The 14,968-nt window shown below is 70.7% G+C and carries 12 protein-coding genes; 3 read left to right on the top strand and 9 right to left on the bottom strand.

The features are described from left to right. Window positions 1–36: 36 nt before the first annotated feature. Window positions 37–3,150 (bottom strand): NACHT domain-containing protein, encoded by a 3,114-nt coding sequence (locus BN159_RS19755; protein WP_051113653.1) that lies wholly within the window; start codon window positions 3,148–3,150, stop codon window positions 37–39. Between the two features lie 372 nt (window positions 3,151–3,522). On the opposite strand from BN159_RS19755, the gene BN159_RS19750 reads away from it, so the two are divergent. Then, on the top strand, window positions 3,523–4,170 hold the full coding sequence (locus BN159_RS19750; protein ID WP_015658757.1) for a M23 family metallopeptidase: 648 nt from the start codon (window positions 3,523–3,525) through the stop codon (window positions 4,168–4,170). A 12-nt stretch (window positions 4,171–4,182) separates the two neighbouring features. Here BN159_RS19750 and BN159_RS19745 read toward each other — a convergent pair whose 3' ends face one another. Continuing rightward, on the bottom strand, window positions 4,183–4,779 hold the full coding sequence (locus tag BN159_RS19745; RefSeq protein ID WP_041819562.1) for a TetR/AcrR family transcriptional regulator: 597 nt from the start codon (window positions 4,777–4,779) through the stop codon (window positions 4,183–4,185). A 127-nt stretch (window positions 4,780–4,906) separates the two neighbouring features. Here BN159_RS19745 and BN159_RS19740 point away from each other — a divergent pair, with 127 nt between their 5' ends. Next, a complete protein-coding gene (locus BN159_RS19740; protein ID WP_015658755.1) occupies window positions 4,907–6,478 on the top strand; it encodes an MDR family MFS transporter in 1,572 nt (523 codons plus the stop codon). A 37-nt stretch (window positions 6,479–6,515) separates the two neighbouring features. On the opposite strand, the gene cseC is transcribed toward BN159_RS19740, so the two are convergent. From cseC to BN159_RS19715, 5 genes are all read right to left on the bottom strand, one after another. Next, complete coding sequence (gene cseC, locus BN159_RS19735; RefSeq protein WP_015658754.1) at window positions 6,516–7,853, bottom strand: two-component system sensor histidine kinase CseC; 1,338 nt, start codon at window positions 7,851–7,853, stop codon at window positions 6,516–6,518. Window positions 7,854–7,873: 20 nt separating this feature from the next. After that, window positions 7,874–8,578 (bottom strand): two-component system response regulator CseB, encoded by a 705-nt coding sequence (gene cseB, locus BN159_RS19730; RefSeq protein ID WP_015658753.1) that lies wholly within the window; start codon window positions 8,576–8,578, stop codon window positions 7,874–7,876. Window positions 8,579–8,681: 103 nt separating this feature from the next. After that, window positions 8,682–9,353: a hypothetical protein gene (locus BN159_RS19725; protein ID WP_015658752.1), complete on the bottom strand. Its 672-nt coding sequence runs from the start codon at window positions 9,351–9,353 to the stop codon at window positions 8,682–8,684. After that, window positions 9,341–9,880: a SigE family RNA polymerase sigma factor gene (locus BN159_RS19720; RefSeq protein WP_015658751.1), complete on the bottom strand. Its 540-nt coding sequence runs from the start codon at window positions 9,878–9,880 to the stop codon at window positions 9,341–9,343. The genes BN159_RS19725 and BN159_RS19720 overlap by 13 nt, the downstream gene beginning before the upstream one ends. A 228-nt stretch (window positions 9,881–10,108) precedes the next feature. Then, complete coding sequence (locus BN159_RS19715) at window positions 10,109–11,041, bottom strand: HhH-GPD family protein (RefSeq protein WP_015658750.1); 933 nt, start codon at window positions 11,039–11,041, stop codon at window positions 10,109–10,111. Between the two features lie 296 nt (window positions 11,042–11,337). On the opposite strand from BN159_RS19715, the gene BN159_RS19710 reads away from it, so the two are divergent. Further along, on the top strand, window positions 11,338–12,156 hold the full coding sequence (locus BN159_RS19710; RefSeq protein WP_015658749.1) for a hypothetical protein: 819 nt from the start codon (window positions 11,338–11,340) through the stop codon (window positions 12,154–12,156). Between the two features lie 54 nt (window positions 12,157–12,210). On the opposite strand, the gene disA is transcribed toward BN159_RS19710, so the two are convergent. Then, the gene (gene disA / locus BN159_RS19705; protein ID WP_015658748.1) at window positions 12,211–13,335 is read right to left on the bottom strand and encodes a DNA integrity scanning diadenylate cyclase DisA; all 1,125 of its coding nucleotides are present in this window, start codon (window positions 13,333–13,335) and stop codon (window positions 12,211–12,213) included. 81 nt (window positions 13,336–13,416) lie between these two features. Then, a complete protein-coding gene (gene radA / locus BN159_RS19700; protein WP_015658747.1) occupies window positions 13,417–14,826 on the bottom strand; it encodes a DNA repair protein RadA in 1,410 nt (469 codons plus the stop codon). Between the last annotated feature and the right edge of the window lie 142 nt (window positions 14,827–14,968).

Below are 14,968 nucleotides of genomic sequence, written 5' to 3'. Positions count from 1 at the left end.
TAGGGTTACTGGACGGTAGGCCGCTAGAGGTGTGCGTCACACAACTCGGCGGATCCTTTCGAAAGTTCGGGCCGAGGGCAGCGGGGCGAGAGCGGTCTCCGGGATCTCGGTGACGTCCGGGGCGTGTACGACGGTGGCCGAGCGCAGGGCGGGGAAGAGGGCCGGGACCGCCGAAAGGTCCTCGGTGCCCTGGAAGTTGTTCAGCCGCAGGTGCGTGATCCCGGGCAGGGGCGGGCCCTGCCAGCCGCCGTTGTGCTGCCAGTCGATGTGCAGATGCTCCAGCTCCGGGAGGCGGGCGACCTCCTCGTGGTCGGCGGGGGAGAGCGAGGTGGTGAGCTTGCCGAGGCTCAGCCGCCGCAGTGTGCGGAAGCGGTGCAGTCCGCGCAGCCCGGTCAGCTCCAGGGCGTGCTTGGTGAACCGCAGATAGCGCAGGGTCAGGTCCCGGGGCAGTGCCTCGTCGAGGGTCTCGCCCTCCAGCAGGATCCCGAGGTCGAGCTGGTCCAGGGTCGGCGATCCGGACAGCACGCTCAGGTCCAGCCCGCGGGGCAGCAGGTCCAGGGACAGCCAGATCAGCGGGAGATGGGCCACCGCGGCGAGGCTCTCCAGGGCGAAGCACCGGTTCACGTCCAGGTAGACCAGCCGGTCGAGGCTCGAAAGGCAGCTCAGGTCGCGCAGTTCGTCGTTGTCGCGGACGACCAGCTCTGTCGTCGTCGCGGGGTTGAGCCCGGCCTCGATCTCGTCCGGCACGATCCCGCTGACGAGCTGGACGGAGCCCCGTCCGCCGAGCTGCCGCAGAAACCGCAACTGTGCCGCCGACCGCACGCTGAAGAAGAGCCCCTCCTGCGGCAGATGGCCGACGATCTCCTCGCCGTACCGGCGGGTGGTGAACCGGGACCAGCTCCAGGAGAGCTGTGCCCGTACGTCCAGCGCCGGATGGTCCCGGAACCGTGCCAGCACCGGCAGTGCGGCCTCGGTGCCGATGAGGCAGGCGGTGACGACGACCGCCCGCGCCTCCTCCGGGTCCAGGCCCTCGGGTCCGGGCAGCAGTTCCAGGGCGAGCGGGCCGACCGAGGCCAGGGCGCGGGCCTCCTCCGTGGTGCGCGGCGGGATGAGCGAGGCGGCGTTGTGCTCCACCTCCGCTCGCACTCGCGGGTCCAGCTCCGTCGCGTGCTCCAGCGAGGCGAGTGCCAGCAGCCGTAGCCGCGCGCTCACCGCGCCCTCGGCGCGCTCCGCCGCCCTGCTCAAATCCCGCAGCAGTTCGGCCCGTTCGCGTGGACGGGCGTGTGCCACCGCCATCCGGACGACGTCCGCCCACTGTTCGTCGGCGGCTCCGCGCACCAGCAGTCCGAAGTCGCCGTCCTCCACGGCGGCCTTGGCGCCCAGGTAGTCCTGGAAAGTGCGGTGCACGAACTCCACCGTGCCGGCGGCCGGTTCGCGCAGCAGGCCGCTGCGGACCAGCAGGTGGCGCAGGATCCGACCGGCGTCGCCCTGTTCCGCAGCGACCGGCAGCGAGGGCAGTACGTCGGCGATGATCCGCTCGGCGCGGTTGCGGTCCAGCTCGGACTGGTTGTTGCGGATCAGCCAGTACGCGAGCCGCTGGAGCAGCTGGATCAGGGGGAGTTCGGTGAGGAAGACATCCCCTTGACCGAACCCCTGCCCGAACATGTCCCGCTCCTCGTCCCGGCGCGCGAGCAGCATCGACAGGGCGGCGTCGTACAGCTCCTTGCGGCCGTGCGGGAGATAGCCGCGCCGGTCGCGGTGCAGGGCGCAGATCAGTCCGCACATCAGGGGGTTGGTGGCGAGCCGCCCGAGGTCGGGCTTGGTGCGTACGGCGTCCAGGAGGGTGCGCCGGTAGCCGTCCAGGCGCTCCGGGTCGGGCGCGTCGAGCCGGGCCGCGGTGTGCCAGCGCTCGATGAACGCGGAGACGTCGTCCTGGCTCATCGGGGTGAGGGCCAGCTCGGTGAAGCCGTCGGCGGCGAGCCAGTCCTCGCGGACGGCGGAGGGGCGGGAGGTGACCAGCCACTGGTTGCCCGGGTAGACGTCGAGGAGGTCGCGCAGCCAGCGGCGGGTGCGTTCCCGCTCCCGCTCGGGGATCTCGTCGATGCCGTCGACCAGGAGCAGCCCGCGCCCGACGGTCAGCACACGGTCCGCCCAGCCGTCCGGCTGGGCGGCGTGGAACGGGACGTGCACGGCGGACAGGAAGGCGTCCGGGGCCGGCAGACCGCGGCGGACCAGGGTGCGCAGCGGCAGCACGAACGGGACCCGGTCGCCGCGCTCCCCGCGGGCGGCGGTGACCGCGAGCCACTGCACCAGCGTGGTCTTGCCGGACCCGGCGACCCCGCGCAGCAGCACCCGGTCGTGTCCGGCGAGCGCCTGTTCCACCGGCTGTGCCGCAGAGGCGATGTGCAGCCCGCCGGGGCCGCCTGCGCGGTCGTCCTCGCCGGGGCCGAGGGCCTGGAGGCTGAGGTAGGCGGCGTCCAGGGGCCAGCGGTCGGGAGAGTTGGCCAGGTCGATGCCGTAGATCGTGAGCCGGCCGTGCTTGGTGGTGACGTAGGGCAGATAGCGCCGCTCGAAGGTGGTGTCGGTGCCGCCGGTGGGCGGGGTGCGGGCGATCAGCTCGTCGACCTTGGCGATCAGCTCGCGCTGCCCGCGGGACTGCTCGACGAGAGTGCTTGCGACGAAGGTGGACCGCTGGGTGAAGAAGTGCACGATGTGCAGACAGGCGGTGGCGAGCAGGCGGCCGTAGAACTGGGAGGCGTCGTAGGAGAGGTCACGGTCGGGGTGGTTGCTCGCGCCGCGCAGGCTCGCGGCGAGGGACTCGTGGCCGAGGTCCACCGCCTGGACGTCCGTCATGGCGAGGTCGCCGAGGGCGAAGAGGGTGTCGGCGAGGGCGTGGACGACGGCCTGCTCCTCGTCGGCCCCGATGGGCCGCTCGCCGCCCCTGAGGGCCCGGCGGACCAGCTCGGCGGAGAGCTTGTGCAAGGCGGGCCGGTCCAGGGTGCGCTGCTCGCCCCGGAACGACACCAGCGCCGACAGCCGCACCGGGCGGTCCACCAGGGCGGCGCCCGGACCCTCCTTGACGAACAGCTTCCGCACCAGCGGAGCGACCACGCCGGACGCGAGCCTGGCGCCGAGTACTGCCGGGTCCAAGCCGACCTCCCCCGTCGTCACATGAACGCAGGTCAGGGTAGCGCCGGTCACATTCCGGCGTCCCTGGATCTTGGGTGCCGGTGACATGCCGCACAGGCGATTTGTCCCTTACGAGGGGGAGTAGTAGAAACGCCCGCTGGGGCAAAACGGACTTTTGGTCCAGTCCTGTGGAGTCGGGCTTGCCGTGATGGCCGTATTCGTCCCAGATAGGGCCTCTGTCAATGTGACATAGGTTTTGGGATGAACTACTAGTTTCCGTCGTAGGTCACACGTTTGGGCGGAGATGGGCGGCGGCGGTACCAAGGACTGGCCCACCCGGCGGCCGCCTGTTGCGCCGGGTGGTCTCTCTGTCCCCGACCCCCCGAGGTTCTGATGTCCCAGCGCGTCTCCGTCCGCTCTTCCCGTACGACCCTGCTCCGCAACCGCGTCGCCGCAGTGGCCGCCGCCCTGGGGGCGACGGTCGTGCTGGGGGCCGGAGTCGCCTCGGCCGTGGAGCCCGCCGCCAAGACCGCCACCACCGCCAAGACCGCGACCACCGCCAAGGCCGCGACCGCCGCGAAGACCGCCAAGACCGCCAAGGCCGCGAAGGCCAAGAAGGCCGTCTCCTGGGCCAAGCCGGTGAAGAAGTACACGAAGTCCGCGAGCTTCGCCCAGAACGGCGCCATGTGGCAGTCCACCCACAGCGGCCAGGACTTCGCCGTCGCCAGCGGCACCCAGGTCTACGCCGCGCACGGCGGCACCGTCGTCAAGGCCGGCGGCAACGGCGCCGGTGACGGCCCCGCCTACGGCAACGCCGTCGTCATCAAGCACGGCAACGGCACCTACTCGCAGTACGCCCACCTGTCGAAGATCCAGGTGAAGGTCGGCCAGGTCGTCAAGACCGGCCAGAAGGTCGCCCTGTCCGGCAACACCGGCAACTCCAGCGGCCCGCACCTGCACTTCGAGATCCGCACCACCGCCAACTACGGCTCGGCGGTCGACCCGGTCGCCTTCCTGCGCGGCAAGGGCCTGTCTCTCTGAGAAGACTTCCGGCTAAGAAGACTTCCGGGCGCCGCCGTGCGCCTGGGTGATCAGATCGATGGCGACCTCCAGGACAGCTTCGCGCTTGTCCTCGGGGTCGCCTGCGAGTTCCTGGAAGACGAACATCCCGGCGTGCATGGTGAACAGGGCGCTGATGCAGCGGACCTGGTCGACCAGGTCGGCGTCGGGGTCGATGACGATCTCCCGCATGCCCTTCATGCGGTTCTTGAACATCATGCCGATGCTGAGGTCCCGTACGGTCGCCTGGTTCTCCTGCATGAAGCGGAACAGGGGTTCCGCCTCGGTCAGCGCCACGCCGTAGCGCCGTAGCAGTTCCCGCTTGGTCTCCAGGGTGTTCGGCTGCTCCCGGCCCCAGGCGATCAGTTCCTCGATCGGCTTCGTCAGGTCCTCGAAGAGGCTGACGATGATCTCTTCCTTGGTCTTGAAGTGGTAGTAGAGCGCTGCCTTGGTGACGTCCAGGCGCTCGGCGATCTCCCGCAGCGAGGTCTTCTCGTACCCCTGCTCGGCGAAGAGTTCGAGTGCCACGTCCTGGATGCGCTGACGGGTGTTACCGCGGCGCCGCTGCTTGGTGCCATCCGTGCCGCCCATGCCACCCATCCTCGTACTCCTCGCGCTTGCCAAAAACTTACTTGACGCCCGGCTAGTTACGCCTCTACTTTCCTGAAGTGTAGACAACTTGCCGGGCGGCAAGTAAGTAGCTGGGGGAGTGGGAGCCATGGCGCAGACGCAGTCCACGGACGACGCGGTACCGGAGGAACAGCCCAAGAGCGTGCGCGTGGTGCTTCTCGCGCTCATGATCACGATGATGCTCGCGATGCTCGACAACATGATCATCGGTACGGCGATGCCGACGATCGTGGGTGAACTGGGCGGGCTCGAACACCTCTCGTGGGTCGTCACCGCGTACACCCTCGCCACGGCCGCCTCCACCCCGCTGTGGGGCAAGCTCGGCGACATGTACGGCCGCAAGGGCGTCTTCATGAGCTCGATCGTGCTGTTCCTGATCGGCTCCGCGCTCAGCGGCATGGCCCAGGACATGGGCCAGCTGATCGGCTTCCGCGCGGTGCAGGGCCTCGGCGCCGGCGGACTCATGGTCGGTGTGATGGCGATCATCGGCGACCTGATCCCGCCCCGCGAGCGCGGCAAGTACCAGGGCATGATGGCCGGCGTCATGGCGCTTGCCATGATCGGAGGTCCGCTGGTCGGCGGCACCATCACCGACCACTGGGGCTGGCGCTGGGCCTTCTACATCAACCTCCCGCTCGGCGTCGTCGCCCTGGCCGCCATCAGCGCGGTCCTGCATCTGCCGAAGAAGCGGGCGCAGGCGCGGATCGACTATCTGGGCGCCGGTCTGCTGACCATCGGCATCACCGCGACCGTGCTGGTCACCACCTGGGGCGGCACGGAGTACGCCTGGACGTCCGCGCGGATCATGGAGCTGATCGGCATCGGCGTGGCCTCCCTCGTCGGGTTCGTGTTCTGGCAGACCAGGGCCGCCGAGCCGGTGGTGCCGCTGCACATCTTCCGCAGCCGCAACTTCACGCTGATGTCCGTCATCGGCTTCATCGCCGGCTTCGTGATGTTCGGCGCCACGCTCTTCCTGCCGCTGTACCAGCAGGCCGTGCAGGGCGCCTCCGCCACCAACTCCGGGCTGCTGCTCCTGCCGATGCTCGGCGCGATGCTGGTGACCTCGATGGTCGCGGGCCGGGTCACCACCAACTCCGGCCGCTACTACGTCTTCCCGGTCCTCGGCAGCGTCCTGATGGTCCTCGGCCTCTACCTGCTCTCGACGATGGACACCGGCACCTCCCGCTTCACCTCCGGTGTCTTCATGGCCGTCGTCGGACTCGGCATGGGCTGCCTGATGCAGATCACCATGCTGGTCGCGCAGAACAGCGTGGAGATGAAGGACATGGGCGTGGCGTCCTCCTCCACCACCCTCTTCCGCACCCTCGGCTCCTCCTTCGGCGTCGCGATCATGGGCGCGCTCTTCAACAACCGCGTCCAGGACGTCATGGCCGAACGCGCCGGGTCGCTCGGCTCCAAGGTCACCGAGCAGTCCGCCCAACTGGACGCGGCGAGCCTGGCGAAGCTGCCCGAGGCGGCGCGGGAGGCCTACCAGCACGCGGTCTCCGCGGGCACGCACTCCGCGTTCCTGCTCGGAGCGGCAGTGGCGGTCGTCTCGCTCATCGCCGCGGTGTTCGTGAAGGAGGTCCCGCTGAAGGGGGCGGGCCCGAAGGAGGAGAAGGCGGCGACTCCGCAGGCGTCGGTGGCGGAAACGGTGTAACTACGGGCGGGAGAACTCCCCAAAGGGGCGCGGGGAGTTACGGAAGCATCGGATAACTCCCGGTATTGGTCGGCGCATGCTCCGGAAGCCACAGCACCGCCACCGCCCCCTCCGCAGGAACCCCCTCCGGAGCCCCCGCGGGCCGCACATTCCGAAACGTCAGGCGCGCGCCCAAGACGCGCGCCTGACCGGCGGCAATGGTCAGCCCCAACCCATGCCCCCGCCCAGCCCGATCCGCACTCCCGGTCCGGAACCGGCTGGGCCCCTCCGCGAGAAGCGCCTCCGGAAACCCGGGCCCATGGTCCCGGACCCGAATGACCCGCCCCTCGACACTCACCTCGACCGGCGGCTTCCCGTGCCGCGCGGCATTGGCCAGCAGATTGAACAGCACCCGCTCCAGCCGCCGAGGATCCGTCGTGACCTCCGACTCATGGACGACCCGCACCTCGACGTCCGGATCCTTCGCCGCCACCCGCCGCACGATGAACTCGCCCAGCAGGATGTCCTGAAGCTCCGCCCGTTCCGAGGCACCGTCGAGCCGGGCCACCTCCAGGACGTCCTCCACCAGCGTGCGCATGGCCTTCGCCCGGTCCAGCACCAGCTCGGTCGGCCGCCCCGGAGGCAACAGCTCCGCCGCGGTCAGCAGCCCGGTCACCGGCGTACGCAGCTCGTGCGCGATGTCGGCGGTGACTCGCCGTTCCGCCTCAAGCCGTTGTTGCAGCGCGTCCGCCATCGCGTCCACCGCCCGCGCCAGATCGTCGGTCTCGTCCCGCACGACCCCGCCGATCGCGTCCCGCACCCGGACGTCCGTCTCCCCCTTGGCCACCTGCCCGGCGGCGACCGCCGCCTTGCGCAGCCGGCGTGACATCTGCCCGCCGATCAGCACCCCGATCGCGCTGCCGCCGAGGACGACCGCGATGGAGCCGATCACCAGGGCCTGGTCGAGGTCCTTGAGGATGTCGGTGCTGCGGTCGGTGAATCCGGAGTGCAGCGACAGCACCCGCCCGTCCTGTACGGGCACGGCCGCCCATATGTCCGGCCCGCCGCCCGCCGAGTCGGTGACGTACGTCGCCCGCCGCCCCTGGCGGACCTTGTCCCGCAGCGGCTCCGGCAGATCCTGGTCGTCGACCTTGACGTTCGGGAAGTTCGGCCGCCCGGACAACTCGTAGTTGCGCTGCGCGATCTGGATGCGCTCATCGGCCAGATCCCGCGCGTTGTCCAGCATCGACACCCGCGCGGCGTTGTGCACGACCAGACTGAGCGCGACGGCCACCAGCGCGCCGACCATCGCGATGGCCGCGCTGAGCTTCCACTTCAGACCGGTACGGATATCGGCCGCGCGCAGATCCGCACGGCGCCAGGAGATCCCCCGCATGTCCCGCTGCCCCGCCCCGCTCAGGCCTTGAGCTTGTAGCCGAAGCCACGGACCGTCTCGATCCGGTCCTGGCCGATCTTCGTACGCAGCCGCTGCACATGGACGTCGACGACCCGGGTGTCACCGCCCCAGCCGTAGTCCCACACCCGCTCCAGGAGCTTGTCCCGGGAGAGCACCGTGCCCGGCGCGGAGGAGAACTCCAGCAGCAGCCGCATCTCGGTCGGGGTGAGTGCCACCGGCGAGCCCGCCCGGCGCACCTCCATCCCCTCGGTGTCGATCTCCAGTTCGCCGAAGGTCAGCACCCCGCCGTTCGCCGCCGCCCCCGCCTCCTCGGCCTGCGCGCCGCCGCTCGCGTGTCCGAAGCGGCGCAGCACCGCCCGGATCCGGGCGACCAGCACGGCACCGTCGAACGGCTTGGTCACGTAGTCGTCGGCGCCCGCCTCCAGGCCCAGCACCACGTCGATGGAGTCCGCCCGCGCCGACAGCATGATCACCGGCACGGTCGACTCGTCCCGGATCCGGCGGCACAGGCTGACCCCGTCCAGACCGGGGACCATCACGTCGAGCAGGGCGATGTCGGGCCGGTCCGCGCGGAACGCCTCCAGGCCCGACAGCCCGTCGGGCATGGCGGTGACGGCGAAACCGTCCCGCTCCAGGGCGAGCTGGGTGGCCTCGCGGATGACGTCGTCGTCCTCGACGAACAGAACGTGGGTCTGGTCTGCCATCCCGGTGCTCTCAGTCCTCTGGGTGGTGGTGGGCGTCCTACAAGAGATCGGATGGAGGGGCCCGATCGGTTCACTTCGACGGCGGTCGAGCCTCCGGCGGTGCTCAGGCCTCCGGCACCGGCGAGGGCGTGTCCTCGACGACCGTGCCGTAGTCGTTGTGCCAGAAGTACTCCTGGGCGAAGCGGCTCCCGTTCCAGCGGTACGTGATCACGTTCTCGCCGGACGGGTTCGACACCGGGTCGCCCTTCTCGTACACCTGTTTGCTCACCACCAGATCGCCGCGGTCGATCTGTGCGTAGACCGGCGGCTCCTCGGCCTGGAAGACATTCTCGTACGAGCCGTTCTGCTCGCGGTACACATACGAGCCCACCCCGACGCCGTCTCCGCAGGTCAGGACGTTGACGACGACATCCTCGGCGGTGCCGCCGGTGAGGTCGCCGTAGGAGGTGTCAATGGCGTAGTCGTCGGCGGCGCACGGCTTGAGATCGCGCTTGACCTCGGTCGACACCAGCGGATCCGCCTGGATCAGCCGGACCACCTCGGCCTGCCCGGGGCGGCCGCTCGACGAGGGCGCCGGGGACGCCGTCGGTGCCACGGCGGCGCCCGCCACCGACTCGTCGTGCGCCGGGCCCTCGTCGCGGGCGCCGGTGCCGCCGGTCGCGCAGGCGGACACGAAAAGGGCGAGGGCGGTGAACACGGCCACCGCCGTGATCACCGCCTGCGAGGTTCCCCGTGCCCTGGTCGTCTCCGTGGCCGCACTGGCTAGGCCGCGCACCGCTCCCGCTCCTCACGCTCCAGCGCGCGTGCGTCCAGATCGCGGCTCTCCAGCTCCTCGCGGAGCCGGGCGAGCGCCCGGTGCAGCGTGCTCTTGACCGTTCCGGCCGACATGCCGAGGGCGGCGGCCGTCTCCTCCGTGGACATCTGCTCCCAGTGTCGCAGCACGACGACACTCCGCTGCTTGGGGGCGAGCACCTTCATGATGTCCATCAGCAGGGCGCGGTCCGCGTGCTGCTCGGTGGAGTCGTCGACCGAGGCGTCCGGGAGCTGCTCGGTCGGGACCTCCTCCAGCTTGCGGGCCCGCCACCACTCGGTCCGGGTGTTGATCATGACCCGGCGCAGATAGGCGTCCGCGAGCCGCTTGTCCTCGATGGTCTCCCAGCGGCCGTACGTCCGTACCAGCGCCGTCTGGAGGAGGTCCTGGGCGTCCACGGGGTCCGGCACCAGCCGACGCGCGCTGCGCAGCAGCGCGTCCTGCCGGGTGCGGACGTACTCCTCGAATTCGAGCACCTCGCCCTGCGCCATGTTGACCGCCTCCGATTCCCCGTTTTTCTTCGTTCCGTGCCACCCCGTCGGGCACGGAAATGAAGCTACGGAGGCGTTGTCACGGCGCTGTCCGAAGCAGCCTGCGGCTGGCAATCGGCTGTCCGTCGGTTGTGTAACGGAAGTAGGAACGGGGTAAAGCGGCGCACCAAATGGCGGGACTATGGGGTGATTTGGCGTGCGACTCGGTTAGCGGCCGACAGATACAGATCAGTTCGCGGGCAGCCGATACAGACCACCGGGCAGTGGCTCGACCAGTCCGTCCGAGACCAGTCCGTCCAGCGCGCGGGCGCGCTGCACCGGCTCGTGCCACACCCGGTCGAGGGCCGCCTGCGGCACGGGCGCGTGCGCCTCCCGCAGTACGGCGAGCAGCTTGCCGCGGACCTGGCGGTCGGTGCCGGCGTAGGTCTGGCCGCGGCGCGGCGGACCTTCGTGCTCCGGCTTGCCCGCAACGCGCCAGGCGCACTGCGCGGCGATCGGACAGCGGTGGCACGACTCGTTCTTCGCCGTGCACACCAGCGCGCCCAGCTCCATGGAGGCGGCGGCCCAGCGCGCGGCCGTCGGCTCGTCCTCGGGCAGCAGCGCGCGGGCCAGCTTGCGCTCGGCGGCGGTGGTCGCGTTCGGCGGGTACCGCACCCCGGTCACCGCTCGCGCGAACACCCGGCGGACGTTGGTGTCGAGCACCGGATGCCGCTGCCCGTACGCGAAGGAGGCGACCGCCGCGGCGGTGTACTCCCCGATGCCGGGCAGCGCGAGCAGTTGCGCGTGATCGGTCGGTACGTCACCGCCGTGCCGTTCCGTTATCGCCACCGCGGCGCCGTGCAGCCGCAGTGCGCGGCGGGGATAGCCGAGCCGTCCCCAGGCCCGGACGGCCTCGCCGGGTGCCTCCTCGGCGAGGCCGGCGGGGCGCGGCCAGCGGGCCAGCCACTGTTCGTAGACGGGCAGGACCCGGTTCACCGGGGTCTGCTGGAGCATGAACTCGCTGACCATCACCCCCCATGGTCCGGCCTCCGGCCGCCGCCAGGGCAGATCGCGGGCGTGGTCGTCGAACCAGTCGATGACGGGGGCGTGCAGCGGCTCTCCGCGGGACGCCTCGCCGCCTAGGGGCTCGGGGCGGGCTTCGGACTCTGTGGGCGCAGTCATGGCCCTACCGATCCTGCCATGCGGGGACGGGGGCACGGGGGGACCGCCACCCCATGGGGGTACGGGACCTGCTCCGCGGGTTCGCCGGGAAGCGGACCGGGCCGGGACGGCCGTACCGCTGGGCGGAGTCGCGAGGAGGCCGGGCGGCACGACCGTCGTTCTCATCAACGGACGGGCCCCGGCGTGGAGTTCCCCGCCGGTCGCGGCGGCTCTCCGGGATGATGATCCGGAAAAGTTGTGGCCCAGGGCGGCGGGTAGGGCAAGCGAACCCGCCGATCTCTCGTACAGTTTGCGCCGTGGGATCTCTGCGCAATCCGGTCGGGCCGCTTCCCTCCTCCATCTACTGGCGACGGAGGGCCGTACTGCTGTCCGTACTAGCCCTGTTGGCGCTGCTGATCGCGTGGGTGCTCGCCTCGGGCGGAGGGGGCGGCAAGAACGGCGCCAACGGGTCCAACGGCAAGAATCCCGCGCCGTCGACCATCACACCGGGGCCCTCCGGCTCCGGTCCGGCGATCAGCCAGGCGCCGGGCGGGCGCGACGAGTCGGAGGACGGCGGCTCGGGGGACACGGCGGGTTCGGGCTCCGGTGACGGCTCCGGGACCGACGACGGCGCCGGTTCCGGCGGCTCGGGGGCCGAGGGAAGCGCCGGTGGCGGCTCCGCCGGCGGTACGGGGGTCGGCGCGGGCGACACGCTTCCGGCGGGCTCCTCGCTGCCCAACTGCACTGCGAGCGCGGTGAAGTTGACGGTCCGCAGCGCCCGTAACACCTACGACCCCGGTGAGACCCCCACGCTGGAACTCACCGCGACCAACTCCTCCGGCGGCGACTGCAAGGTCGATCTCGGCCCGAAGAACGCGGTCCTGACGATCACTCAGGCCGACAGCGACGAGGACTACTGGTCCTCGGAGCACTGCCCCAAGACGGCGGGCAACCTGATCTTCCGGGTGGCGGCCGACAGCAGCGTCACCTACACGGTCAAGTGGGACCGCAAGCCGAGCGCCCCCGAGTGCGCGACGCCTCCGGCGGGTTCGGCAGGGGCGGGCACGTACCTGGTCGAGGCGACCACTCCGGGCTTCGCGAAGGCGCAGACGTCGTTCGTACTGGAGAAGGACTAGAAGGACTAGGGGGCAGGGGCCAGGCGCCCAGCCTGCGCCCACCCCCCGCGACAGCTAGACGTACCGCTCCAGAATCGAGGACTCCGCCAGCCGCGACAGCCCCTCGCGCACGCTCCGTGCCCGGGCCTCGCCGACCCCGTCCACCGTCTGGAGATCGTCCACACTCGCGGCGAGCAGCTTCTGGAGCCCGCCGAAGTGCTCCACCAGCCGGTCGATGATGGCCCCGGGCAGCCGCGGCACCTTCGCCAGCAGCCGGAACCCGCGCGGCGACACCGCGGAGTCCAGCGCCTCAGGAGACCCGGTGTACCCCAACGCCCGTGCCACGGTAGGCAGTTCCAGCAGCTCCGCATGGCTCAGTGCGTCCAGCTCGTACAGCGCCTCCTCGACCGTACGGGACCGCTTCGCCGTCGGCTCGGGCACGTAGTCCCGTACGACCAGCTCCCTCTCGGGCTCGACGCCCGCGATCAGCTCGTCCAGCTGAAGCGCGAGGAGCCGCCCGTCGGTGCCCAGCTCCACCACGTACTCGGCGATCTCGGTGGCGATCCGCCGGACCATCTCAAGACGCTGCGCCACCGCGGAGACGTCCCGGACCGTCACCAGGTCCTCGATCTCCAGCGCTGACAACGTTCCCGCGACCTCGTCCAGCCGCAGCTTGTACCGCTCCAGGGTCGCGAGGGCCTGGTTCGCGCGGGAGAGGATCGCGGCCGAGTCCTCCAGGACCCGGCGCTGACCGTCGACGTACAGCGCGATCAGCCGCATCGACTGGGACACGGAGACGACCGGGAATCCGACCTGCTTGCTGACCCGGTCCGCCGTACGGTGCCGGGTGCCCGTCTCCTCCGTCGGGATCGTCGGATCCGGCACCAGCTGCACGCCCGCGCGCAGGATCTTCGACAGGTCCGAGGAGACCACGATGCCGCCGTCGAGCTTGCACAGCTCCCGCAGCCGGGTCGCCGTGAACTCGACGTCCAGCACGAATCCGCCCGTGCACATGGCCTCGACGGTCTTGTCGGAGCCCAGCACGATGAGTCCTCCGGTGTTGCCGCGGAGGATCCGCTCAAGGCCGTCGCGCAGGGCCGTGCCGGGTGCCACGGCGCTCAGTGAGGCGCGCATCAGGCCATCGGCACCGGAGCTCCCACCGGACTTTCCGGGAGCTGCTGCCCGGTCGTTGGCTGCCACTGCACTCCTCCGGTCGCAGGTTCTGGGGCGCTCCCGTTTCGCACACTCGGTTCGTACGGACGGGCGAGACCAGGGCAAAGTCTACCGGCGGTCCTCCTCGTCCCGTGGGGCCTCTCGGCGACGCGAGCGCGGAAGGACCCGGAGAGCGTCCCCTATGTCCGCGACTTCCAGCACCTTCATACCGGGAGGGATCTTGCCGGGATCGCCCGGCACGAGCGCGTGCGTGAAGCCCAGCCGGTGCGCTTCGGCGAGCCGTCGCTGCACGCCCGTGACCCGTCTGACCTCGCCGGCGAGGCCCACCTCGCCGATCGCGACGAGGTTCTTGGGCAGCGGGGTGTCGCTGGCGGCGCTGGCCAGCGCGAGGGCGATGGCGAGGTCCGCGGCGGGCTCGGAGAGCTTCACTCCGCCGACCGTCGCGGAGTAGATGTCCCGCTTGCCGAGCGCGCTGATCCGGCCCCGCTGCTCCAGGACCGCGAGCATCATCGACACCCGGGAGGTCTCCAGTCCGGAGGTGGTGCGGCGCGGGGAGGGGATCTGCGAGTCGACGGTGAGCGCCTGCACTTCGGCGACGAGCGGGCGGCGGCCCTCCAGGGTGACCGTCAGACAGGTGCCGGGGACCGGTTCGTCACGACGGGTCAGGAAAAGTCCGCTCGGGTCGGCAAGGCCCGTAATGCCCTCGTCGTGCAGTTCGAAGCAGCCGACCTCGTCGGTCGCGCCGTAGCGGTTCTTGACGCCGCGCACCAGGCGCAGGCGCGCGTGCCGGTCGCCCTCGAAGTGCAGGACGACGTCCACGAGGTGCTCCAGCAGGCGGGGGCCCGCGATGGCGCCGTCCTTGGTGACATGGCCCACGAGCAGCGTGGACATCCCGCGGTCCTTGGAGGCCCGGATCAGCGCGCCCGCGACCTCCCGCACCTGCGCCATGCCGCCGGGGGCGCCGTCGATCTCCGGTGAGGCGACCGTCTGCACGGAGTCGAGGATCAGCAGGGACGGCTTGACCGCGTCCAAGTGGCCGAGCACGGCCGCCAGATCCGTCTCGGCGGCGAGGTACAGATGATCGTCGAGGGCCTTGATGCGGTCGGCGCGCAGCCGCACCTGGCTCGCCGACTCCTCGCCGGTCACATAGAGGGTGCGGTGCTCGTCACTGGCCGACTTGGCCGCGACGTCCAGCAGCAGCGTGGACTTGCCGACGCCGGGTTCGCCCGCGAGCAGCACCACGGCGCCGGGCACGAGGCCGCCACCGAGGACGCGGTCCAGCTCGGGCACTCCGGTGGGGCGGGCGGTGGCCTGCCGTCCGTCGACCTGGCCGATGGGCAGCGCGGACGTCGTGACACGCCCCGGCGCCGTCGTACGGACCGCGGGCGCGCCGTACTCCTCGATCGTCCCCCAGGCCTGACACTCGGGGCACCGACCGAGCCACTTGGCCGTCTGCCAGCCGCACTCGGTGCAGCGGTAGGACGGACGCTCCTTGGCGGTCTTCGTACGGGCAGCCATGCGCACACCGTAACGCGGGCCACTGACAAGCCCGCCGAGCCCCGGGACAGCGTGGGAAGTTGGGGCAACAGGCCTTCCCGCCCGGTTGGATCTCCGTACAATCGGCGCTTACCGAACACCACGAAGGGCATGTGGTGGCGTG

It is taken from the genome of Streptomyces davaonensis JCM 4913, assembly GCF_000349325.1.
GTDB classification, from domain to species: Bacteria; Actinomycetota; Actinomycetes; order Streptomycetales; family Streptomycetaceae; genus Streptomyces; species Streptomyces davaonensis.
This window is presented reverse-complemented; position numbering and strand designations above follow the sequence as displayed.

Excerpts from the sequence above, each read along its gene's own strand:
- BN159_RS19745 (WP_041819562.1), bottom strand. The coding sequence starts at position 4,779 with ATGGGCGGCACGGATGGCACCAAGCAGCGGCGCCGCGGTAACACCCGT.
- BN159_RS19740 (WP_015658755.1), top strand. The coding sequence starts at position 4,907 with ATGGCGCAGACGCAGTCCACGGACGACGCGGTACCGGAGGAACAGCCC.
- cseB (WP_015658753.1), bottom strand. The coding sequence starts at position 8,578 with ATGGCAGACCAGACCCACGTTCTGTTCGTCGAGGACGACGACGTCATC.
- cseC (WP_015658754.1), bottom strand. The coding sequence starts at position 7,853 with ATGCGGGGGATCTCCTGGCGCCGTGCGGATCTGCGCGCGGCCGATATC.
- BN159_RS19720 (WP_015658751.1), bottom strand. The coding sequence starts at position 9,880 with ATGGCGCAGGGCGAGGTGCTCGAATTCGAGGAGTACGTCCGCACCCGG.
- BN159_RS19715 (WP_015658750.1), bottom strand. The coding sequence starts at position 11,041 with ATGACTGCGCCCACAGAGTCCGAAGCCCGCCCCGAGCCCCTAGGCGGC.
- BN159_RS19750 (WP_015658757.1), top strand. The coding sequence starts at position 3,523 with ATGTCCCAGCGCGTCTCCGTCCGCTCTTCCCGTACGACCCTGCTCCGC.
- radA (WP_015658747.1), bottom strand. The coding sequence starts at position 14,826 with ATGGCTGCCCGTACGAAGACCGCCAAGGAGCGTCCGTCCTACCGCTGC.